Here is a 20,849-nt window from a genome sequence, read left to right on the forward strand (position 1 = left end):
CTCCTTCTTCATTTACCCTTTTATTGATCCAATCATAACTCCCTTGACAAAATACTTTTGCAGGAAGGGATACACACAGATAACAGGCAGTGTGGAAACCACGATAACACCATATTTGATCACCTGAACCATAGTCTGAAGCTTGCGTGCGGCATCGGCATCCGTAGTCATGGAATTGGCGGCCCCCGTTGCCGCAGTGAGCAGTATCTCCCGCAGATATAAGGCAAGAGGATATTTGCTCCGGTCAGTCAGGAAAATCATGGGGTTAAAATAAGAATCCCAGTAGGTTACCGCGATATAGAGCACCAAAACAGCCATAATTGCCTTGGAGAGCGGCAGGACGATTTTGAAAAAGAAACGTCCGTTGCCGCAGCCGTCCACCCTGGCCGCGTCCCGCAGCTCCTCCGGAATGTTGCTTTCCATAAAGGAACGGGTAATGATGATATTATAAACGGCAACCGCACTGATAATGACCATCAGCGTCTTGGTATTGGTCAGCGAAAGCTTCTTTACTACCATATAAAAGGGGATCAGGCCGCCCCCGAAATACATGGTAAATACAAAATAGCCCATCATGGCATTGCGGAAGGGCAGATCCTTTCTGGACAGGGCGTAACCCGCCATCATGGTTACCAGTGTCCCCAGCGCCGTTCCGCCTATCGTATAGATCAGGGTATTGCCGTAACCAATCCATATCCGCGTATCCTCAAATACCTTCTGATACCCCAGGAGGGTAAAACCTCTCGGCCACAGCAATATGCTCCCGTTGTTCACATACGCCGGATCCGAAAAGGAAGCTACGAAAACAAAATAGATCGGATAAGCCATAATCACAATTATCAATACCAGGATCACAGCCACCACGAGGTCAAAAACCTTGTCTTGTGTAAACCGGAATTTCTTGACTTTACTGTTCTTACAGGAAATTTTTTTTAATTGCGCCATAATGATCCTCCCTGATCCCCGTTTTTGCTACCATAAACTGGATCCCGATACTTTTTTGGATATCTTATTCACAACAACAAGCAGGATAAAATTAATCAAATTATTAAACAGCCCGATAGCGGCGGAATAGCTGTATTGCTGCTGTTTCAATCCAATTTTATATACATAGGTAGAGATGACCTCCGCCGTTGTCAGATTCAGATCATTCTGCATCAGATATACCTTTTCATACCCCACACTCATAATATTGCCTGCATTCATAATGAGCAGGATTACCATAGTCGGAAGAATTGCGGGTAAATCGATATGGATGATGCGTTTCAGCTTGCCTGCGCCGTCCACCATGGCAGCCTCATGCAGTTCCTGGTCCACCCCGGCCAGGGCTGCCAGATAAATGATTGAGCTCCAGCCCATATTCTGCCAGATGCCCGACCATACATACAGATGCGGAAAGGCTGATGCATTCCCCATATAATACATATCTCCGGGACCTCCCAGCATGGTAATCAGATGGTTCAGGAAACCCGATCTTGGTGAAAGGAAAACCGACATCATACCTACCAGAATAACCGTGGATATAAAATGCGGCATGTAGGTTACCGTCTGGGTTATTTTTTTAAACCTGGTACTTTTTACACTGTTTATCATCAGTGCAAGTACAATGGGAATCGGGAATCCGACTACCAGGGAATAGAGGCTTACCACCAGCGTATTCTTCACAATCTGCCAAAAACGGGGTAAATCAAAAAAGGTGCGAAACCACTTCATGCCTACCCAGGGGCTTCCCATTATGCCCTTCCCCGGCGAATAATCCTGAAAGGCCATAAGCACGCCGTACATCGGCGCATAACAGAATATTGCGATAAAAACCACGGCCGGAACCAGAAAAAGATAAAGACAGTAATTCCTTTTCATCAGTTTCCATGTCTGGTTCTTCTTTCCGCCATTTACAGCGGTTTCTGTTTTCCTCATTTCTTTTCCTCCCTGTCCTGTCATGATTGGCATATCATTATTTTATGGTATCCGAAGCCTGTGTTCTTGTATAATTTTAGTGTATTCTGGTAAAATATTCACTTTTCTGTGGTATACTTAAGTTAATCGAAGGAAAGAGGGGATTTTCATATGAAATTTTTGGACTATCCGGAACAGCAAAAGCACGGCAGCCAGGATTTCCCGTATTTTTTTTATCATGTCACCTATATCCACCCACGTTACACCATGCCCTATCACTGGCATCCGCTCTGTGAAATCGTGCATGTTTTTTCAGGGCATTTCCGTCTCCAGCTGGAGGATTGCGAGCTTCTCCTTTCCCCCGGGGACAGCGCCTTTATCTCTTCCGGCATCACACACGGCGGAGCTCCGCTGGAAGCGCAGAGCTGCTGCTATGAATGCCTACTCCTGGATTTGGATACTATTTTCCAGGCCGGCTCCCCCACCAGGGTATATGAACATAAAATCTTTGATCTTCTGAACCAGAAAATACTTATCCGGAACTTTTTTCCGTCCGACTGCACCATCATAAACACCATAGTGGGCAGCATGCTGGATTTACTCCGTTTCAAACCGAGTAGTTACACGCTTCTTCTCCAGGGATATACCTTCCTTCTGTTCGGGCAGCTTTTTCAGCATCATTTTTATTCCAAAGCCCCCGTTCTGAGCACGCAGAAAAAAGTCCTGCATCTGAAGAAGGTGCTTACCTTTATCGATGAGCACTATGCAGAGGATATCCGGCTGTCCGATTTGGCGGCCTGTGCAAATATGAACGGCAATTATTTCTGCCGCTATTTCCGTGAACTGACGCATCGGACCCCGCTTGACTATCTGAATTATTACCGTGTGGAGGCCGCCTGTGAACAGCTTTCTTATACGAATAAAACCATTACGGAAGTTGCCTACGACTGCGGCTTTCACGATGCCAGCTATTTTGTGAAAGTATTCAAACGCTATAAAAAGCTGACGCCCTCTGAATATACGAATGCCGACTTTTAGCGTACAAAAAACCAGGCCGGCATTCCTGTGGTGAAATGCCGGCCCGGTTAATCGTTTCCTCTTTGCTAAATCGCTCTATGCCCGGATAATATATCCTTCTTTTCTCTCTTTTGCCTGCGGGAGCGGTTGATCGGAATATCCCAGAATACAATTTCCGATACCGATATATTCCTCTCCCAATCCCCATTGTTTCATAAGGGCCTTTCCTTCATCCGTAAGGAATACCTCCTTCGCCCGGTTAATCCAGCAGGAATCCACACCCAGGGAAAAGGCGGCGTTCATCAGATTCCCCATAACAAGGCTCCCGTCCTCCACGTAGGTTCCCCTGGTGCTGTCTCCAAACACCACAACAACCGTAGGCGCGCCATAAAAGGGATCGCCGCCGCCTCCCATAACGGCCGCATTCATGCGGGACATCTGCTCAATGGTGTCCTTGTCACGCACCACCACCATAACGGCTGACTGGAGTCCCATTCCGCTGGGCGCATATTCTCCGGCTTCCAGGATCTGCCGGAGGATTTCCTCCGGTACCTGCTCCTCCTTATAAGAGCGTACACTTCTGCGTTCCAATAATGTTTTCAAAGTCTCATTCATTTCCGCTTCCTCCTGTTGTTTCCTGTGATCAGGTACGATCCGTACTGCATTCTTCTTTATAAATACCATTCATTTTTCCCGCGGATTTCCATGAAAGGGGCCAGCTTCTGTTCCAGGCCGGCCATAACCGGTTCCGGCAGCTTCCTTGCTTTTTCCGGGCAAATGGCAACACATCTCATACAAAGGAAACATTTGGACGGATCGGTCCGGGACGGTTCCTTTGCCGGGATTGCCTCCACAGGGCATCTGCGCGCGCACAGTCCGCACCGGACACAGGCGGCGGTGACCTCCGGGACGGCCTGCATAGGCTTCCAGCTCTTATACGGGCGGTTCCCCGGCACCGGATATCCGTCCGGCTGTTCGGATCCAGAAAGGATCCGCTCATATTTCATGAGAATTTCATTGGCAAAATGTCTGATTTCTTCCGCATCCTCCTGATCGGGGCGTCCGGATGCCAGCTGTGTGACAATAGAATGCTGCGCCGTAAGTGCGGCTGACGAAAGGTGCCTGAAACCCTGTTTCCCCACACTGTCATCCAGCTCCGCCAGCGCGTCCTCATAAGCCCGGTTCCCATATACGGCCAGCGTTACCGCCAAGGCCCCGTTTCCCTGCAATGCCGCCATTCTATGTACCATTATCTCCGGCAGACGGCCTCCATACACCGGCCCTGCCACAATTACCACATCCTCCGGGCCAAACGTACAGCCCTTATTCTGCGGCAGGGTCAGATCCTGTTCTGTCACCCCGCTGCCCAGGGCCTGTGCCAAAAGCAGAGCCGCCTTCCTGGTATTCCCGGTCGGGCTGAAGTGCACCACATGTATATTTTCCAGCATAATCCCACCCCCATTTTCTCCGCCGGCAGTTCTGCTTTACCGGCAGCGTTACTTCTGTAATTGTTCTATTTCATCCCCATATTCGGAAACATCATTATCCGACACGCTGTTGCCTGAGACTTCCCCTCCATGCTCCTCCAGATATTTTTCCACCGCCGGATCTTCCATGTCATACACCCGTTTCCATTCCTTGCTGTCATCCACCTTCACCGCTTCTGAACGGTTCAGATACAGGAAACGGGAAAGCTGATAGCAGTCAATCCAGATTTCATTATCCGATTCCTTCTGGGACTCGTCGAAAACCAGCTCCAATCCCCAATGAAGATGCACGGTCTTAATGTTGTTTACATTCTCCTGTTTGGAATAACCGGTGTGGCCCATATAGCCGATAATATCCCCGGCAGTCACCGCGCTGCCCTCCGTCAGCCCTTCCGCATAAGGATAATCCTGGCGCAGATGGGCGTAATAATAATATCTCTTTCCGTCAAAGCTGCGGATCCCGATACGCCAGCCTCCGTACTGGTTCCAGCCAAGCACCTCCACGTATCCGGATTCCACGGCCACCACGGGCGTTCCGATCTGCCCCATCATATCATGGCCCAAATGAGGTCGTTTGTAGCCGTAGCTTCTGGAGGATCCGAAATCATCGTAATCGGAATAGGGAAAGCCCTTTGCAATAGGGGAATAAGCTTTAAGGCCATATTTGCGTTTCCATACCGTATTGCCGGAATCATCCTGTTCCTGGAGCAGGAATTCCCCCACCATACCGCCCAGGGCAGCGTCGTAGGCCTGGTAAAAGTAATCGTAATTCTTTAAATCACCGGAAGCCTCCTCCAGTGTAGTTTCCCCGTTTTTGATTTTCTCGGTAACGGATTCCATATCCTTCAGAGCCTGTTTTCCGAATTCGCCTCCGTTTTTTGCGGCGGTATAAGCCAGCAGGGAAATCCAGTCAATGTGGAAATCCTCGCCATAGGTTTCCACATCCGTTTCGTAGGCCTGGCAGAGTGCTTCATAGGATACGTTAAAATCCACCCATTTAATATAATCCGTTCCGGCCTCCTCTTCTCCCTCTCCCTCATTCATTTCTTCCACTAAAACAGAGCCGGAGACCGCCTGATCGGAAGTCTTTCCTGCCTGTCTGACCGTAAACAAAAGGATGAGAAGCACCAGTTCAATTAGAATTGCATGTTTTAGTTTTCCGCAGTGTTTCATGGCGGCTCCAAAGGTCTTTTCTATCCAATATATGCGGCGGACGGCGCTGTAAGTCCTTTAGGAAGGGAATTTCTTTGCCGCCGGGCTTTGCTGCAAAAGCCCGTACCTTACCCTGTCATCAGCCTTTTTTATTGGATTACCAGATAGGAAACCGCATGGGACGGCATACAAAAATCCAGTCTCAGGCATCCCTGCGCCATAACCGTTTTATCCGCACACAGCTTTTCCAGGCCGTCCTTTTTCTTAATCGCGTCATACTGCTCGCCCGACGGGAACAGAGGCCGTCCCTGCTTTATCCATTCCGCATACGCGTTGGAATGTGCGGAATCGATCCGATAATGGCTGACCGCAGCTTCCTTTTCCCCGATTCCTTCCACCGTCAGGCTGATTTCCTGCGTTTCCTCCTTATCCCTGTCATTACAATGGCTGTAAATAACTATCTGGATTTCTCCGTTTTTACCCCTCACGGCAAAACCGGCCACCTCCGTATCTTCCCCTTCTCCGGTATACCGGCTGTGGTTCTTCACACCGATTTCCGGCTCCTGCAAAAATTCCAGCGTCTTTGTGCCATCGCTTGCGAAAGCCAGCTTTTCGTCACCAAGGGAGCCGTATATTTTGAACATATTAAATACCGCCTTATCAATTCCCTGTGTGGTAAAGGTTCTGGTCCCTTCAAAGCAACGTTCCCCGGGGAACATAAAAGCCCAGGCGAGAGGTCTTATCCGGATCCCGTATTGGCTGCCGAGCCGGTCGATTTTATCATAGGCGGAGGCAATATAGGTCGCATAGTATTCCGTATTCCTGAAAATCATATTGGCATTATCGTAAATGCCGCCTGCCGCCCATCCGTCCGGATCCGCTTCGGAGAGAACCACCTCACGGTCCTGGTAGCCGTACTCTGTAATGATATCCAGGCCCAGCTTCACCTGATGCACCAGGCTTTCCACGGAAGGAACCGCTTTAGGCGCATGCATTTCAAACGGGAAGCCGCCCCCCTTCACATGGAAAGTAATAAAATCCAGCCGCGTTCCCTTTTCCTGGGTGCAGAAATTCGCCCCATCCCTGCAGTGATTCAGGAAAAAACGGAAAAATTTCTGCGCATGGCCGCCTTCGAAAATACCGGTCACAGCGGGTCCGGAAAGCCGTAAACCGGGAAGTACCTCATGTACCGCATGCTCCGTGTAGTCATACAGCTTACAGTATTCTGCCGCAGTTCCGCTCCAATAGAAAATATCCGGCTCATTCCAAAGTTCAAAATACCAGCTTTTCACTTCCTCTTCCCCGTATTTTTCCACCAGATGGGCCGCCACCGCCTTGATGAACGCATGCCATTTGTCATAATCCTTGGGCGGGCAGGTCCAGCCGGCTTCTTTGTACTGTCCATATTTTTCCCAGTTGCCCGCCGCCGGCCTCAGATAATTGGTATCCGCCAAATCCATAGGCATAAATCCCAGCTCCACAAACGGTTTATTCCCGGTTCTGAGAAAAGTGTCTATGATATAGTCATAGTAGGTAAAATCATAGACCGGTTCCCCCAACTCATTTTCCCAATAAACATTGGTGGAGCCGAATTTATAGGTTCCGTGGCAATTCCCGGTGCAGAACATAAAATGGGTTCTGAAATAATAAGGGGCATCTTCCAGGGCCGCAAATTTTTCCAGAAGCTCCACGCCCTCCGGAATATAGGTATAGTTGCACTCGTCATAGCCGATATAACGCCAGAGATGTTCCTGTACTCCCGTGGATTTTCCTGCGTCCACCTTCACATTTACCTGTCTGCTCATCTTTCTTTTTCCTCCGCTCCATTCGTTTTTATTTTTTCCCTTTCAGGGAAGGACTTTTTATTTTAGTCACATTATACAATTGCGCAGTTTGGTTTAACCCAAAATGTATTTATATATCATAATAAATGCATATTTTTTATATTAGAATTGGTTTTATCGCTTTTTTATTTTTCTAATTTTATCTTATTTATTCATCAGTTTTACCAATAATACATCCGTACATTTTCGATGTCAATGCCATTCTTGCTTCTATCTTTTTTCGCAGGCAATCCGTTGTAACTGTTTAAGTAATATTTTTTAACCGGAAATATAAAGTCAGTATATTTTGCATGACAAAAATAGTTCGTCGAGGCAGCAAAAAAACCGCGCCCCGGTGTATTATAAACACCGGGAACGCGGTTCCTGTTCGGTTTCATTGGCTGTATTCTAGTATTCCGGTTCAATCAATCCGTAAGTATTTCCTTTTCTCTTATACACAACGTTAACCTGTTCGGTTTCCGCATTAAAGAATACAAAGAAATTATGCCCAAGCAGTTCCATCTGGATACATGCGTCTTCGGGATACATCGGCTTGATGTCAAACTTCTTGGTCCTGACAATCTGCACTTCCTCTTCTTCCGGATATTCCTTTTCAATAAAGGCCTGCTGGAAGTTGCCGCCTGACTGATGCTTGTCCGTAATTTTATTCTTATATTTCTTAAGCTGTCTTTCGATTACCTCTTCAACCAGGTCGATGGATACATACATATCGTTGCTTGTCTGCTCCGACCTGATAATACTGCCTTTTACCGGGATTGTTACCTCTATCTTCTGTCTGTCTTTCTCAACGCTCAGCGTCACATGTACTTCGGTATCCTGGGTGAAGTACTTTTCCAGCTTTCCGATCTTCGATTCCACGGCGCTGCGAAGCCCCTGCGTTATTTCGATGTTCTTTCCGCTGATAATGAATTTCATGCCGATCATCCCTTCTGTTTCATATTAGGCACAAAGGCAATACTGCCTGTCCACTTCCTGCGGCATATCCTTTTGTCCTTAACTGGATTATACCATATCCCCATACTCACGTGCAATGTTTTCAGAATTTTAACTGAAAATTTATAATTGTTTCAGTCAATGCAAAGCGACATATTTTCGTAATTATTTTGTAAAATTCGTGGAACTTACCAGAACATTCGTTTCAATATACGTTCTCCCGCACAGCAGTGAAATACTTTGTCAATCTGTGGATAATGTGTATAACTTCGTGTATAACTCTCTAAGCCCCATGAATACCGCATTTTTTATGTGGATAACTTTGTGGTTAAAAAAACCCCTTTTCGACAATATCCAACAGATTTTGTGCAGATTTTACAAACGGCTTATAATCAGCCCATTTTCAGATAATTTGCAAGCTGTCTGACAATTAAATACTTTTGTCTGATTTCTATGACGGTAACAGTTCAGACGGCCCTTTGTGTCCTGCGGCATCCATGGATACCCGTACTCAGCTCCGTTCCGTCCATTTTTCCGCAAAAAAACAAGGTATGTCTTAAAACATACCTTGCACTCAGCTATTTATTATTCATCTGTTAATGAAGGACTCTTCTTACAGCAACCGGAGTTCTGTAATCTGCTTCCGAAATTTTGATTCCGGTGCTGGCCGTACTTGCATGTACAATCTGGCCGTCTCCGATATAAATTCCCACATGTCCGGTATAACAAACCAGATCGCCAGGCTGTGCGTTTTCCAGTCCGCCTACATCCACGCCTACGTTTCTGTCAGCAGTGGAAGAATGAGGAAGGGATACGCCGAAGTTCTCATATACGCTCATTACGAACCCGGAACAATCGGCACCGTTGGTAAGGCTTGTCCCGCCATATACATACGGGTTGCCAACAAACTGTACCGCATAATCCGCAACTGCACCTCCATGGTTAGAAACCGCTGCCGCTGAGGAAGGGGTTTCCGCCGCTGTTTCCGCCTGCGAGGAGGCTTCTGTACTTTCCTGAGAAGCAGCCGTTTCTGCAGTCGAAGAGGTTTCGGTCTGGCCTGCTGTTTCCACAGTGGTTTCTGTCGTCGTTTCCGTAGTGGTTTCAGCGGAAGATTCCGTAGTAGTTTCGGTAGTTGTCTCCGTTGCCGTTTCCGTTGTTGTAGCGGATGAGGACTCCGAGGTTGATTCCGAAGCCGTCTCCGTCGTAGTTTCTGAGGCCGTTTCAGAAGCCGTCTCTTTTGTGGTTTCTGAAGCAGACTCCTTCTCAGACTCTGATTCTTTGACGGATTCTGTCTCCGATTCGGATTCCTTGTCCTTCTTATTATTATCATCGGCCTGTGCCGCTTCGTCCTGCGCAGGCTTCTCTTCTGTCTCTGTCTTAGCTGTCTGTGTTTCCTTTAAATCTACAGGTTCCACAATTGTCTTGGGCAATTCTGCCGCTTCTCCAACTGCCAGGGTATCTGCCGGCAAAACAGCCTGTCCGCCTGTTGCGGTATTCCCAACAGCTGCCGGAAGAGCATTCGATACGGAAGCTGTCGTCTCAGAAGTTCCTGCCGCATCCAGCACACTCGCTACGCCAATACCATTGGCAATGGCTGCTTCCGTCTGCTGCTCCTGGATGTGGTTATCCACCTGTGCATCGATAGAAGATTCTCCGACACTGGTGATACCGGATTCCATATCCGCAGAAGTTAAATCCGAAGATTCCTGTGCTGCCTGTACGGTCTGTTCCGCTTTTTCACTCTGATCAGCCGCTTCCTGTACGCTTCCAAAGGAACTGCCTTCATCCAGTGCCAGGCCAACACCTGCCGCCGGAAGCTCATAAGATACACCGGTTGCACTTGCCTGCATTGCAGCTGTACTGAAAAGCATCGCTGATACAGTCAGTGCACATGTTACTGCTTTCACGCGTGTATATTTCATGCGTTCCTCCAAAATCATTTGAACTGTTACATTTGTTACGAAATTATTACATCTGTTGTTAACTATACCACCGAAGCCTTCCTTTGTCAACCTTTACACAAAAAGCGGTTCTAAAGGAAAAACTCCTTTAAAACCGCCTAAAATCAAGAAAAGAAGGGTATTTTTCCCTTCTTTTCAAATTGTGAACATTTTTTGAATTTTTGACATATTCGTACGAATTTTGGAAATTTTTAACAAAAATAATTGTTACGTAACATTTAATATTTATATTGTAATATCCATGCCTATCGGTGCCCGTGTAGAATAACATTATTCAAACTTCGCAGGCGCCAAATGACCTTCCGCCCGCCGGCAGAGCGGCATTCCCGGGACGGAAAAGGAATGTTCACCAGATCCTTTCAGGCCATGAAGATGAGACCGGTCAAGTGTGTCAGCCTCATCTGACATACTTGACGCCTTCGGGCTCGTCGGAATGTCCGGCCTGACGGACTGGCGAATATCCTTTTCCGTCCCGGGAATGACGCTCTGCCAGCGGGCGGAAGGCCATTTGGCGCCTGCGAAGTTTGAATAATGTTACAGGAAATATTCCTACAGGAAGTATTCCTGTATTCCCTCCACCGCATTTGCACCGTCTGCCACTGCTGTAACAATCTGGCGCAGCTTTTTGGTACGGATGTCCCCTGCAGCAAAAACTCCCGGCATGCTTGTGGCGCAGTCTTCACCGGCTATCAGATAGCCTTTTTCATCCGCCGCTATATTCGTTATGAAGCTTTCGGAATTCGGCCTGATACCCACGGCGATAAATACGCCCTGTACCGCCAGTTCATTCTTTTGGCCTCCGTTTTTATGGAGCAGTGTGATGGATTGGACTTTTCCGTCCCCGTTGATGCTCTCCACCACACTGTTCCAGCATACTTCCACGTTAGGGAGCGCGAGCATGGTATTCTGAAGGGACTGGGCGGCTCTTAAGCTGTCGCGGCGATGGATCAGATACACCTTTTCACAGGCTCTCGCCAGGAAAATGGCATCCTCTACCGCTACATCGCCCCCTCCTACCACAGCCACGGTCTTTCCGCGGAAAAAGGCACCGTCACAGGTGGCGCAGTAGGATACCCCCATTCCGCTCAGTTCTTCTTCCCCGGGAACGCCCAGATGGCTGTGGGAAGCGCCCGACGCGATAATTACCGCCTTTGCTTCATAATCCCCTTCCGCCGTTTTCACCAGCTTCAGGTCTCCCATATCTTCGATTCCCAGCACGTCGGCTTCCATGAACTCCGCCTGCATTTTCTCCGCATGCTCCCGGAACTTCATCCCCATATCAAAACCGTTGATTCCGGGAAGCCCCAGGTAATTATCCACCTCATAGGTATTGAGCACCTGTCCGCCGCTCATAGGATTCTTTTCTATTACTAATGTGGAAAATCCGGCTCTTCTTCCGTATACCGCAGCGCTGAGCCCTGCGGGGCCTGAACCGATAATAATCAAATCATACATATTTTCTACCCCTTTACTCTATCATACTTGGCTTCTGTTTCATTTATACCTGATTCACCCATTCTCTCATACCCGCATCGCGGGCATGGAGGTATAATGTCCACTCTGTGGACATTATACCTGTTTCTGCCGCAGCTTTCAACCTTTGGCCGCATATGTTATAATAGGAAAATCATGTTCCGGAAAATAACTTATGGTTTCCCCGCACTTGCGGAAACGGAGGATATAAGAATGAAGAAAAAAGCATTGATAACCGGTGCTTCCCGGGGAATCGGGAAAGCAATTGCCACGCAGCTGGCAGAACAGGGCTATGATCTGTATCTCACCTGCCTGCAGTCCATGGAGGAATTAACGGCACATTGCCGGTACCTGGAACAAGCATACGGAATTTTGTGCACCCCTTTCCAGGGGGACATGGGCGACCCGGACGCGGCGGACAGGCTGTTCGAAACTATCACCCGTCTGGATGTCCTCGTCAATAATGCAGGTATTTCCTATATCGGCCTGTTGTCGGAAATGTCCGCCGGCGACTGGCGGCGGGTTATGTCAACTAACCTGGACAGCTGTTTTTATACCTGCCGGCATGCCATTCCGCTCATGGTGCATGCAAAACAAGGCCGGATCCTTCAGATCTCTTCCGTCTGGGGACAGGCCGGCGCATCCATGGAAACAGCCTATTCGGCATCCAAGGGAGGGGTGAACAGCTTTACCAGGGCGCTTGCAAAAGAACTTGCTCCCAGCAACATCCAGGTAAACGCCGTGGCCTGCGGTGTTATCGATACCGATATGAACCGGTGCTTTACCGAAGAGGAAAGGAATGCCATGATCGAAGAAATCCCTGCCGACCGGATGGGAACACCGGAGGAAGTGGCCGCACTCGTGGGCCAGCTCGTCAATGCCCCGGCCTATATGACCGGCCAGATCCTCACAATTGACGGAGGATGGATTTAGGAACCATCCTCCCTGCCGCTGTTACTCCGTCAGCGTCCTTCTATCTCCCTTTTCTTTTTGAGGATGGCTGCGTTTTCCTCCACTTTTTTCCGGCCCAGCGGATAGATAAAAGCGAGGATTGCCGCTACTGCCAGAAAGCAGACCGCAGGTATCAGGTTTACCGTGGCATAGATCCCTTCCACAACGCGGGTGCTCTGAACCGCTGCCAGCTCGTCATACCCTATGGCCTGCAGCGCCGCCCCGCCGAGTCCGCCGGCCAGGGCCTGGCCGATTTTTCTGGCAAAAGAATAGACGGAATAGACCGTTCCGTCATCACGGCTTCCTGTCCGTACCTCATGGTCGTCAATGACATCCGTGATATTGGCCCATATGATCATGTTAAACAGATTCACCCCCAGAAAGCCGATGACAGAAAGGAACATATACAGCCAGGAATTCCTGATATGCATAAAGTATAAAAGCAGATAGGAGGCTCCCGAAAAGCAGGTGGCCGCCGCCGCAACCTCTTTCTTCCCGAATTTCCTGGAAAGAGGTACCGTCATACCCGCAATGGCCAGGGAAACGGCTGTGGACACCAGGCTGAAAACGGACAATGCCCTGGTATCCTTGAAATAATCCAGGTACAGATACTGGTTCATAGACTGGATCAGTAGCTGGCTCAGCAGAAGGCCTATGGCCGCTCCGATAATTGCCAGAAGGGCCCTGTTCGAAAAAACCGTCTGAAAGGTACGTGCCAGGGAAACTCTGTTCTGCCCTCTTTTTTCCTCCATACGCACCCGTTCTGTGGTGCACTTGTAGCAGATAAAATAGCAGAGGATTGCCAGTACCGAAAAAACTCCCGCAATAGCCGTGAATCGGGGCCCGCTTACAATCTGGTTCCCGGCGGCGTCCGTGGTATAGATGAAAAGAGGCGTCCCCGCCCCAATCACCAGCCCGGCAAGCGTAGCCCCGATTCCCCGGAAGGTGGACAGGGAGGTGCGCTGGTCCGGTTCGGAAGTAATTGCCGATGCCATGGATCCATAGGGGATGTTGATCGAGGTATAAAAGATACTCCCCCACAAAAGGTAGGTCACATACATATAAACCATTTTCACCGGCATGGACGCCCCTGCCAGGCCGGACTGGTACATCAGAAAGCTCGCTAACGCCACAGGCGCGCTCATTCTCCGCAGCCAGGGCTTAAATTTCCCGTCCCGTGACGGGCGGCTGATATCCACTATCCGCCCCATGGTGATATCCGTAACCGCATCCACACACCGTGCAGCCAGAAACAGTGTCCCCACCGCCAGTCCGCTGATTCCCAGCACCTTGGTATAAAATACCATAAGAAAAGAGCTTGCAAAAATAAACGTGAAATCATTACCGAAATCTCCGAACATATAACCTATTTTATCGCGCAATCCAAAGGGTCTGATCCCTTTCCTGTCCTGTTCCGTCCGACCGTTCATTTTTTTGTCACCTCCGCTGTGCCCGTTCACCGGCTTTTCCGGGCTTTTGTCCGCCTTCCTTTTTCAGTGTTTCCCAGATGCCTGTGAGATAGGCGGCTCCCAGCGCCCTGTCATAAAGGCCATAGCCCGGCTTCCCCTGTTCCCCCCATATCATCCTGCCGTGATCCGGACGCATATAGCCTGTAAAACCAGTCTCATAATAAGCCTTCATAATTGCTTCCATATCCAGCGAACCGCAGAAGGAAGGATGGGCGCTTTCTTCAAAGGAACCATCCTCCAGGATTTTTACATTACGCATATGGGCAAAATGAATCCTTCCCATCCCGCCATATTTGCGGACCAGATGGGGAATATTATTACAGGCGCTGCATCCCAGGCTGCCGCTGCAGAGGCTCAGGCCGTGATGGCTGTCATTATACAAAGCGAGGAACCGGTCAATCGCGGCTTCCCCGGTTATAATCCGGGGAATGCCGAAAATCGGCCATGGGGGATCGTCCGGATGCAGTCCCATATTCACATCACACTCTATGGCGGTGGGCATGATTTCATTGATAAAGTATTTTAAGTTTTCCCAAAGCCCTTCGATACCCAAAAGCTGATATGCCTTTATCAGACCGTTGATTTCTTCCGGAAAATAAGAGGAGTCCCATCCGGGAAGTGCCATTTTGGCCGGATCCATCCTATCCATATCCTCTTTATAGTAAACCAGCGCATGGGAACCGTCCGGCAGGGGCTGATCCAGCCGGGAACGGGTCCAGTCAAAAACCGGCATAAAATTATAACAGATACACCGGATGCCCTCCGCTGCCAGACGCCGTATGTTTTCCTTATAATTTTCAATATACTCCTGGTATTTTCCTCTTCGCAGCTTGATATCCTCATGGACCGGCACGCTTTCAATCACTTCCAGTTCCAGCCCCGCGCCGGTCACTTTTTCTTTCAGTTCTTTTATCGCCTCCACAGGCCACACCTTTCCCACAGGGATATGGTAAACAGCGGAAACCACTCCTGTCACACCCGGGATCTGCCTGATATCGGCAAGGGTGACCGGATCCTCTTCTCCATACCAACGGAACGTCATTTTCATGCAGACTGCTCCTTTCTGAGCTGTCCCTTCCTATATTAATACAATACAGGCGGACGTATGCCTTTGTAACAGTTCGGATACATCCGGACTGTTACATCTATTTTCATCATTTGCCATTATTCTTTCCCGGACTTTTGTTTTTATGAGAAAGTTGGAAGAATAGGATTGGAAAATTTTGCAGTAAAAAAGGCCAAAGCAGCGGTATCCGGTTCTTTCCCGTATCGGATATTCCGCTGCTTTGGCCTTTATGACTGCTTAACCGGTCAATAGATATTTCCTGCCTGACGGACAAGGCTTTCCATCAGTGTCTCCATATTGTGTATCACGGGCTGTGTATCCAGCCCATATTCTGCCGCCATCCGCTGAAGCCGCGGAAAAGCCAGCCAGGTGCTCCCTGCTTCATCCTCCCATACGGAGATACGCAGCGGCAGTTCAACAGAAATACTCTGATCAAGCTGCATTAATCCGGTTCCAACTTTAGGGGATCCAAATACAAGCACTGTGGTAGGGCGCAGCACAAGCCCTGCCTCGTCCGCATTCCGGGCGTGATCAAACTTGGCAAAAACAGGGATTCCCCTCTCTTTGAGCGCCTCATCCAGCCTTTTAACGGTATCCGCCACCGGTAACTGTCCTTCCAGTAAAAAAAGCTTGTTATCATCATATCCCGTGGAAAGCAAATCCCCAAAGGCTCCGGCAATGCGCCGTCCCAGATTGGTAAAATCCACGCCTTCCCTGTTCGCAAGCAAGGTCACGCAGACCAGTTCCTCCGGATGGGTAAAACGGCTGAGAAATGAGGAGTAACCCGGAACCGATCCCTTTATGTCCATTAATCCCCGATGTTTATAAAACTGCCATCCTGCCACGGCAGGCATTTCCCTGCCGTCCGGCAGCTGCCAGGGAGCGTAAACCACCGCCCTGTCCTCCGGCTTCTTAATCAGTACGGAACCGGCGAGGCCGATATCCCAGAAAGAGATATCCTGCGCGGAAGCCCATATATCGGAAAATCCTCTCAAAGCAGAAGAATCCGTGCGTTTTATGATGTTTCCATCCGCATCAAAGCTGGCCGCCGGTTCGACGGGATCTATGTAAAGCCGGTCGGCTTTGAACATCTGATGTACATTTTCTGTCAATGCCACCTCTTCATGGGGAAATCTGGTATCCAAATCCTCTGAGAAACCAGTATGGCGCAGTCCCAGGAATTCTATCTGCCGCAGCATCACAAAGTCGTGATAGCTCATACCGCTGGTACGTTCGATGATCTCTGTAAGAACCAGGAAATTGGTAGCGCTTTGCTCTACCTGTGTTCCGGGTTCAAAAGACAGCTTTTGGTCTTTTACCAATCCAACCAGTTCCTGAAAATCCCATTTACGGAAAGGGCAAAATGCTTTTTCTTTCCGGTAATCGGGCAGCCCCGCCGCATGTCGTATCAACTGCCGGGCGGTAACCGCCAGCCAGCTTTCCGGGAGTTCCGGCACATACTTTCCTGCAGGAGCATCCAACTCCAGCTTCCCGTCCTCAAACAGCTGCATCGCTGCCACAGCCGCAAAAGCCTGGGAAATGGGCCCCGCCGGCCACAGGGTATTGGGAGATGCCAGACGCCGCTGTCCGGTATCAGACATCCCATACCCCACTACCCTGGGAATATAGGGGGCCTGCACTATAGCCAGCGTAAGACCCGGTATATGTTCCTCTTCCATGAACTGCCAGATCATCTGATCCACGGTTTGCCCTAAATAGGAGGTATCTGCACTGCCCCGCATTTTCATAACTGCATGTTCTCGTGTGTTCATTTGCAACCTTCCTTTCTTTACCGTCCGGCTTTCCCGGGCAGCAGCAGCTTTGCTTTTCGCTTCTTACTGTAACTTTTATTATTACAGTTTATAAATTAATAATACGTCGCTTTTCCTGGTTTGTCAATAGGAATTAACCTATCTGTCCGAAATAAAACTGAGTTGCTATAAATTGCCCGGGGATTACTATCTCTCCTGCTAATTTTTTTCCTTCTTTCCGCTTTTATCTTTTCTCTTACCGGCTATCAAACGCAGTGACCGGGCGGCCTCAGCCCCGCATAAATCCGGCTTTCCGGCGAATTCTTCCAAAATCTGGATTCCTTCCGGCACCGGAAAAGCGGAAAGGCAGATAAGTGCTTTCCACTGGATGACTTCATCCTCACAGGATGTCAGGAGACGGATAACCCTGTCAGCGTTTTTTTCAGAAACCAGGGACGGATGATAAAAGGCCATAAAACCAACCGCATCCAGAGCCTCCGAAATTTTCCATGTATCCCCGGTATCCAGGACATCAAGGAGAAGAGGGAAAACAGCAAGGTCCATTCCTGCCAGCGTCCGGGCTATCAGATCTCTCGGCAGCGGATACGATTTTTTGGAGGATACCTTATCCGGCAGGCTTCTGTGCTGATTTTTCCCCACCCTGCCCAGATAGGGTATCATCTTTTCAGCCGCAGCCCTGCCGCCTTTTTCCAGGCTTTCACAGACAGCGATTCTTGTATAAAGACACGTTTCCCGGCACAGCTGTTCCAGAAGCAGTTCCGCCGCGCCTTCCGTTTCCGGATGCAGACAGTATGCTGCCGCCGATCTCCGGCAGGGATCAGGATTGTGAAGTTCCTTTGCCAGTTCTTCTGCCGGCAGGCCCATACAGGCTGCAATCTCTTCTTTGGAAGCCTTTCCCCGGCTTCTCAATTCGGTTTGTGTACTTTTCACTCCGTTCCTCCCCTATTTCCTTTTATAGCATATTACAAATATAATCACCGAGGCCACAGCGGTCAAGGCTTCCGCCGCAGGAAACGCCGTCCAGATACCGATAACACCGGCAATCCTTATCCCCAGATATGCTGCCGGTACAATCAGCGCAAGATAACGCAGCGCAGATATGAGGAAAGAAGCAAAGCCTTTTCCCAATGCCTCCAGGGCGCCGGAACAGACCACACTCACACTGGAGACTACAAAACCAAAGCTTATAATGCGCAGGGCCAAAGCCCCTTCTCTGACAGTAACGGCATCCACGGTGAACATTTTCATAATGGAGCCGGAAAATACAAGGAACAGCAGCATCCCCACAGCCATAATCGCCAGTATCATCGTGCCGCATATCTGAATGATCCGTTTCATACGTTTTCTCTCATCCGCGCCGTAGTTATAGCTGAGTATGGGCCGCATTCCCTGAACGATACCATTTGCGGGAAGATAAATAAAGGACTGCAGCTTAAAATATACCCCCAGAATCAGAATATAAATAGGGGAAAACGCCGCCGCAAAACCATTCAGTATGGTGATCAGCAGGGACGGAAGCCCCATGGTCATGGAACAAGGCACACCCACCATATATACCCTGCGGCAGATATCCGCAGTAGGTTTCATATAAGCCCTTTTGATTGCTAATCCCATATCCTTCTTAAAATACCAAATCAGATACAGCAGGAGCGTAACCACCTGCCCGATAGCCGTTGCGATTGCGGCTCCTTTCACCTCCAGTCGGGGAACCGGTCCCAGGCCGAAAATAAACACAGGATCCAGTATAATATTCGTAATGCTTCCCGCCGCCATGCAGACCATCGGCACGAACATATTCCCGGTTGACTGGTATATTTTTTCAAACGCGATCTGCACCGTTACCACTACGGAAAAACTCAGGACGATGACCGCATATTCCTTTCCCCACGCAAGAATCCGATTGTCTGTGGTAAACATAGGCAGAAAATAGGGAATACAGATAACAGTCCCTACAGAGAGAAGAATCCCATGAACCAGACTCAGAAAAAGCCCCTGGGACGCCGCCCTGTCAGCCTTCTCCTTTTCTCCCGCTCCCATAAAAAAAGCCACTGCCGCGTTAATTCCCACGCCGAAACCCACTCCGATGGAAACGATGAGTGTCTGCAGCGGATAAACAAGGGAAACCGCGGTAAGGGCCTGTTCCCCAAGCCGGGCCACAAACATACTGTCCACAATGTTATAGAGGGAATTGATAAGCATGGAAAGCATCATTGGCAGCGACATGGATAGCACCAGCGGTAAAATAGGTTTCGTTCTCATAAAATCCTGATTCATGTCTTTGTATCTCCTTTTATAAATACGGGATATTGTACTTATTTTACATAAAAAAGACTATAAATCTCACTGTTTGACTCAGAAACAGAAAAATTTATAGTCTCGTATTGGACGCAATATCATTTCAGCCAATATAGGGTATCATACCTTATATAAAAAGGCAAGGGGTATTTACAGGTTTACCGTTGCAAATCCCTTTAGCCATTCCCGCCCGATCAGCTCATGTCCTGCTTCTGTAGGATGTACGCCGTCCCACAGCCAGTAATCGGAAGGAGCCGTTTTTAACGCCTCGTCAAATTTATCCTGAAGCGGCACAAAGATGAGATTATATTCTTCTGCAATATCCCTTGCTTTCGCCGCCCTTTTTTCGACTTCCGAACGGAAGATATCCCAGCAATCCCCGGTAGCTGTTCCTTTCAACACAAAAGGCTCCAGAATCATGATTCTGACTCCCGGCAGCGCTTCCCTGACCTCCTCGATCAGCATGGCATATATCCGGTAGTATTTTTCTGCATCAACACCGTTCTGTAATGCCAACTCATGCCACACATCATTAACACCGATCAGCATACTCATCACATCCGGCTTCAGATTAATGATATCACTCCTGATCCGTGCATAGATATCTACCACCCGGTTACCGGAGCAGCCCCGGTTCAAAAGCCTGTACTGTCCAGGATATTCAAATGCAAGCCGGGCGCTTACAAGCATCGGATAACCGATTCCCCGATTGGTATCATCTTCGCGGGAACGTCCCGCATCCGTAATAGAGTCTCCCTGGAATAAAATCGTTTTCATCTACCTTCTCCTTATTAAAAAAGTTCGAGATCCAGTGCAAAATACAGTGCATAGTCCTGATCATTTGCCCATTCGTCATAAAAGGCACCTTTACATCCATTTAAACGGAAAGGAAAGAGATAAGCACAGGATCCCTCTCCGTTCTCATTAAAGAGGCAAAGGCAGTTGCGTATGCATTCCTCCGCCGCCGTCCGGTAATGTTCATCGCCTGTCAGCCAATAATACTCCATATATCCTCTTGCTGTCAGGCAACTCCAGTAATGGGGAAAGGTATCTCCGAACAACCTGCTTTTTCCAAACCAGAAACCGTCCCAGTAGCGGATAGGAATCTCCTTCAAATGAAAACTGGGCTGATGCCCGCTGAAACGTTCCAGTATTTCCAGGTGCTTCTTGGCCTCTGACGCATATCCCGGCTCCCTTGTCAGTCTCCCCATCTGACAGATAAAAGTCACTGCCGGTGAAACAATGGTCTGTTCAAAATTCACCTCATGTCTGGGATAGTCCGTACCGTTTTTGATAATCTGTTCTACATGCTTTCTAAACCATTCCTGGGCGGTATTCCCTTCTTTCTCCATTCCCGCCCGTCGAAATGCCTGCACCGTATTGAACATGGACAAACCGTTGGGATAAAACAGATACCCGTCATTATCATAATACAGTTGCAGCATTTTTAAAACAGTAATTAAATAATTTTTATCCTTAGTATGAACCATTTATGATAATGTCCTTATATACCCCAAGCGAAAATGTCCCAAC

18 protein-coding genes are annotated in these 20,849 nt (G+C 48.8%); 2 read left to right on the forward strand and 16 right to left on the reverse strand.

The genetic code is table 11. The features are described 5' to 3' along the window. Positions 1 to 12: 12 nt before the first annotated feature. Both DXA36_RS28450 and DXA36_RS28455 read right to left on the reverse strand, forming a co-directional pair. Positions 13 to 945 (reverse strand): carbohydrate ABC transporter permease, encoded by a 933-nt coding sequence (locus DXA36_RS28450; RefSeq protein ID WP_118682652.1) that lies wholly within the window; start codon positions 943 to 945, stop codon positions 13 to 15. Between the two features lie 27 nt (positions 946 to 972). Further along, positions 973 to 1,917, reverse strand: a complete 945-nt coding sequence (locus DXA36_RS28455) for an ABC transporter permease (RefSeq protein WP_118682653.1) — start codon at positions 1,915 to 1,917, stop codon at positions 973 to 975. 150 nt (positions 1,918 to 2,067) lie between these two features. Between DXA36_RS28455 and DXA36_RS28460 the strand changes: the two genes are divergently transcribed. Then, positions 2,068 to 2,934: an AraC family transcriptional regulator gene (locus DXA36_RS28460; protein ID WP_118682654.1), complete on the forward strand. Its 867-nt coding sequence runs from the start codon at positions 2,068 to 2,070 to the stop codon at positions 2,932 to 2,934. 75 nt (positions 2,935 to 3,009) lie between these two features. Here the strand turns inward: DXA36_RS28460 and DXA36_RS28465 are convergent, their stop codons facing one another. From DXA36_RS28465 to trxB, 7 genes are all read right to left on the reverse strand, one after another. Beyond that, a complete protein-coding gene (locus DXA36_RS28465) occupies positions 3,010 to 3,528 on the reverse strand; it encodes a nitroreductase family protein (RefSeq protein ID WP_118682670.1) in 519 nt (172 codons plus the stop codon). 56 nt (positions 3,529 to 3,584) lie between these two features. Next, entirely contained in the window at positions 3,585 to 4,361 is a 777-nt protein-coding gene (locus tag DXA36_RS28470) for an EFR1 family ferrodoxin (protein ID WP_118682655.1), read from the reverse strand. A 48-nt stretch (positions 4,362 to 4,409) separates the two neighbouring features. Further along, the gene (locus tag DXA36_RS28475; RefSeq protein ID WP_118682656.1) at positions 4,410 to 5,573 is read right to left on the reverse strand and encodes a M23 family metallopeptidase; all 1,164 of its coding nucleotides are present in this window, start codon (positions 5,571 to 5,573) and stop codon (positions 4,410 to 4,412) included. 128 nt (positions 5,574 to 5,701) lie between these two features. Beyond that, positions 5,702 to 7,357: a GH39 family glycosyl hydrolase gene (locus DXA36_RS28480; RefSeq protein WP_118682657.1), complete on the reverse strand. Its 1,656-nt coding sequence runs from the start codon at positions 7,355 to 7,357 to the stop codon at positions 5,702 to 5,704. A 426-nt stretch (positions 7,358 to 7,783) separates the two neighbouring features. Beyond that, a complete protein-coding gene (gene hpf, locus DXA36_RS28490; RefSeq protein ID WP_118682659.1) occupies positions 7,784 to 8,311 on the reverse strand; it encodes a ribosome hibernation-promoting factor, HPF/YfiA family in 528 nt (175 codons plus the stop codon). 614 nt (positions 8,312 to 8,925) lie between these two features. Beyond that, entirely contained in the window at positions 8,926 to 10,251 is a 1,326-nt protein-coding gene (locus DXA36_RS33730) for a C40 family peptidase (protein WP_243114769.1), read from the reverse strand. A 588-nt stretch (positions 10,252 to 10,839) separates the two neighbouring features. Then, positions 10,840 to 11,745 carry a thioredoxin-disulfide reductase gene (gene trxB, locus DXA36_RS28500; RefSeq protein ID WP_118682660.1) on the reverse strand — a complete coding sequence of 302 codons (906 nt, stop codon included), beginning with the start codon at positions 11,743 to 11,745 and terminating at the stop codon, positions 10,840 to 10,842. 231 nt (positions 11,746 to 11,976) lie between these two features. On the opposite strand from trxB, the gene ymfI reads away from it, so the two are divergent. Continuing rightward, entirely contained in the window at positions 11,977 to 12,696 is a 720-nt protein-coding gene (gene ymfI, locus DXA36_RS28505) for an elongation factor P 5-aminopentanone reductase (RefSeq protein WP_118682671.1), read from the forward strand. A 29-nt stretch (positions 12,697 to 12,725) separates the two neighbouring features. Here the strand turns inward: ymfI and DXA36_RS28510 are convergent, their stop codons facing one another. The 7 genes from DXA36_RS28510 to DXA36_RS28540 form a co-directional block, all read right to left on the reverse strand. Beyond that, positions 12,726 to 14,144, reverse strand: a complete 1,419-nt coding sequence (locus DXA36_RS28510) for an MFS transporter (RefSeq protein ID WP_118682661.1) — start codon at positions 14,142 to 14,144, stop codon at positions 12,726 to 12,728. Between the two features lie 7 nt (positions 14,145 to 14,151). Beyond that, entirely contained in the window at positions 14,152 to 15,231 is a 1,080-nt protein-coding gene (locus tag DXA36_RS28515) for a mannonate dehydratase (protein ID WP_118682662.1), read from the reverse strand. Between the two features lie 263 nt (positions 15,232 to 15,494). Next, positions 15,495 to 17,021 (reverse strand): serine hydrolase, encoded by a 1,527-nt coding sequence (locus tag DXA36_RS28520; protein ID WP_118682663.1) that lies wholly within the window; start codon positions 17,019 to 17,021, stop codon positions 15,495 to 15,497. Positions 17,022 to 17,219: 198 nt separating this feature from the next. After that, positions 17,220 to 17,951, reverse strand: coding sequence for a hypothetical protein (locus tag DXA36_RS28525; protein ID WP_118682664.1), 732 nt, complete (start codon positions 17,949 to 17,951; stop codon positions 17,220 to 17,222). Between the two features lie 12 nt (positions 17,952 to 17,963). Further along, complete coding sequence (locus DXA36_RS28530; protein WP_118682665.1) at positions 17,964 to 19,295, reverse strand: MATE family efflux transporter; 1,332 nt, start codon at positions 19,293 to 19,295, stop codon at positions 17,964 to 17,966. A 171-nt stretch (positions 19,296 to 19,466) separates the two neighbouring features. After that, entirely contained in the window at positions 19,467 to 20,093 is a 627-nt protein-coding gene (locus DXA36_RS28535) for an SGNH/GDSL hydrolase family protein (protein ID WP_118682666.1), read from the reverse strand. 14 nt (positions 20,094 to 20,107) lie between these two features. After that, positions 20,108 to 20,806: a hypothetical protein gene (locus DXA36_RS28540; protein ID WP_118682667.1), complete on the reverse strand. Its 699-nt coding sequence runs from the start codon at positions 20,804 to 20,806 to the stop codon at positions 20,108 to 20,110. Positions 20,807 to 20,849 lie beyond the last annotated feature (43 nt).

It is taken from the genome of Eisenbergiella sp. OF01-20, from assembly GCF_003478085.1.
Classification (GTDB): Bacteria; Bacillota; Clostridia; order Lachnospirales; family Lachnospiraceae; genus Eisenbergiella.

Bases quoted from the DNA above. Each gene is read 5' to 3' on its own strand.
- DXA36_RS28510 (WP_118682661.1), bottom strand. From the start codon at position 14,144: ATGAACGGTCGGACGGAACAGGACAGGAAAGGGATCAGACCCTTTGGA.
- ymfI (WP_118682671.1), top strand. From the start codon at position 11,977: ATGAAGAAAAAAGCATTGATAACCGGTGCTTCCCGGGGAATCGGGAAA.
- DXA36_RS28530 (WP_118682665.1), bottom strand. From the start codon at position 19,295: ATGAATCAGGATTTTATGAGAACGAAACCTATTTTACCGCTGGTGCTA.
- DXA36_RS28470 (WP_118682655.1), bottom strand. From the start codon at position 4,361: ATGCTGGAAAATATACATGTGGTGCACTTCAGCCCGACCGGGAATACC.
- hpf (WP_118682659.1), bottom strand. From the start codon at position 8,311: ATGAAATTCATTATCAGCGGAAAGAACATCGAAATAACGCAGGGGCTT.
- DXA36_RS28515 (WP_118682662.1), bottom strand. From the start codon at position 15,231: ATGAAAATGACGTTCCGTTGGTATGGAGAAGAGGATCCGGTCACCCTT.
- DXA36_RS28480 (WP_118682657.1), bottom strand. From the start codon at position 7,357: ATGAGCAGACAGGTAAATGTGAAGGTGGACGCAGGAAAATCCACGGGA.
- DXA36_RS28460 (WP_118682654.1), top strand. From the start codon at position 2,068: ATGAAATTTTTGGACTATCCGGAACAGCAAAAGCACGGCAGCCAGGAT.
- DXA36_RS28535 (WP_118682666.1), bottom strand. From the start codon at position 20,093: ATGAAAACGATTTTATTCCAGGGAGACTCTATTACGGATGCGGGACGT.
- DXA36_RS28450 (WP_118682652.1), bottom strand. From the start codon at position 945: ATGGCGCAATTAAAAAAAATTTCCTGTAAGAACAGTAAAGTCAAGAAA.
- DXA36_RS28475 (WP_118682656.1), bottom strand. From the start codon at position 5,573: ATGAAACACTGCGGAAAACTAAAACATGCAATTCTAATTGAACTGGTG.
- DXA36_RS28520 (WP_118682663.1), bottom strand. From the start codon at position 17,021: ATGAACACACGAGAACATGCAGTTATGAAAATGCGGGGCAGTGCAGAT.
- trxB (WP_118682660.1), bottom strand. From the start codon at position 11,745: ATGTATGATTTGATTATTATCGGTTCAGGCCCCGCAGGGCTCAGCGCT.
- DXA36_RS33730 (WP_243114769.1), bottom strand. From the start codon at position 10,251: ATGAAATATACACGCGTGAAAGCAGTAACATGTGCACTGACTGTATCA.
- DXA36_RS28465 (WP_118682670.1), bottom strand. From the start codon at position 3,528: ATGAATGAGACTTTGAAAACATTATTGGAACGCAGAAGTGTACGCTCT.
- DXA36_RS28455 (WP_118682653.1), bottom strand. From the start codon at position 1,917: ATGAGGAAAACAGAAACCGCTGTAAATGGCGGAAAGAAGAACCAGACA.
- DXA36_RS28540 (WP_118682667.1), bottom strand. From the start codon at position 20,806: ATGGTTCATACTAAGGATAAAAATTATTTAATTACTGTTTTAAAAATG.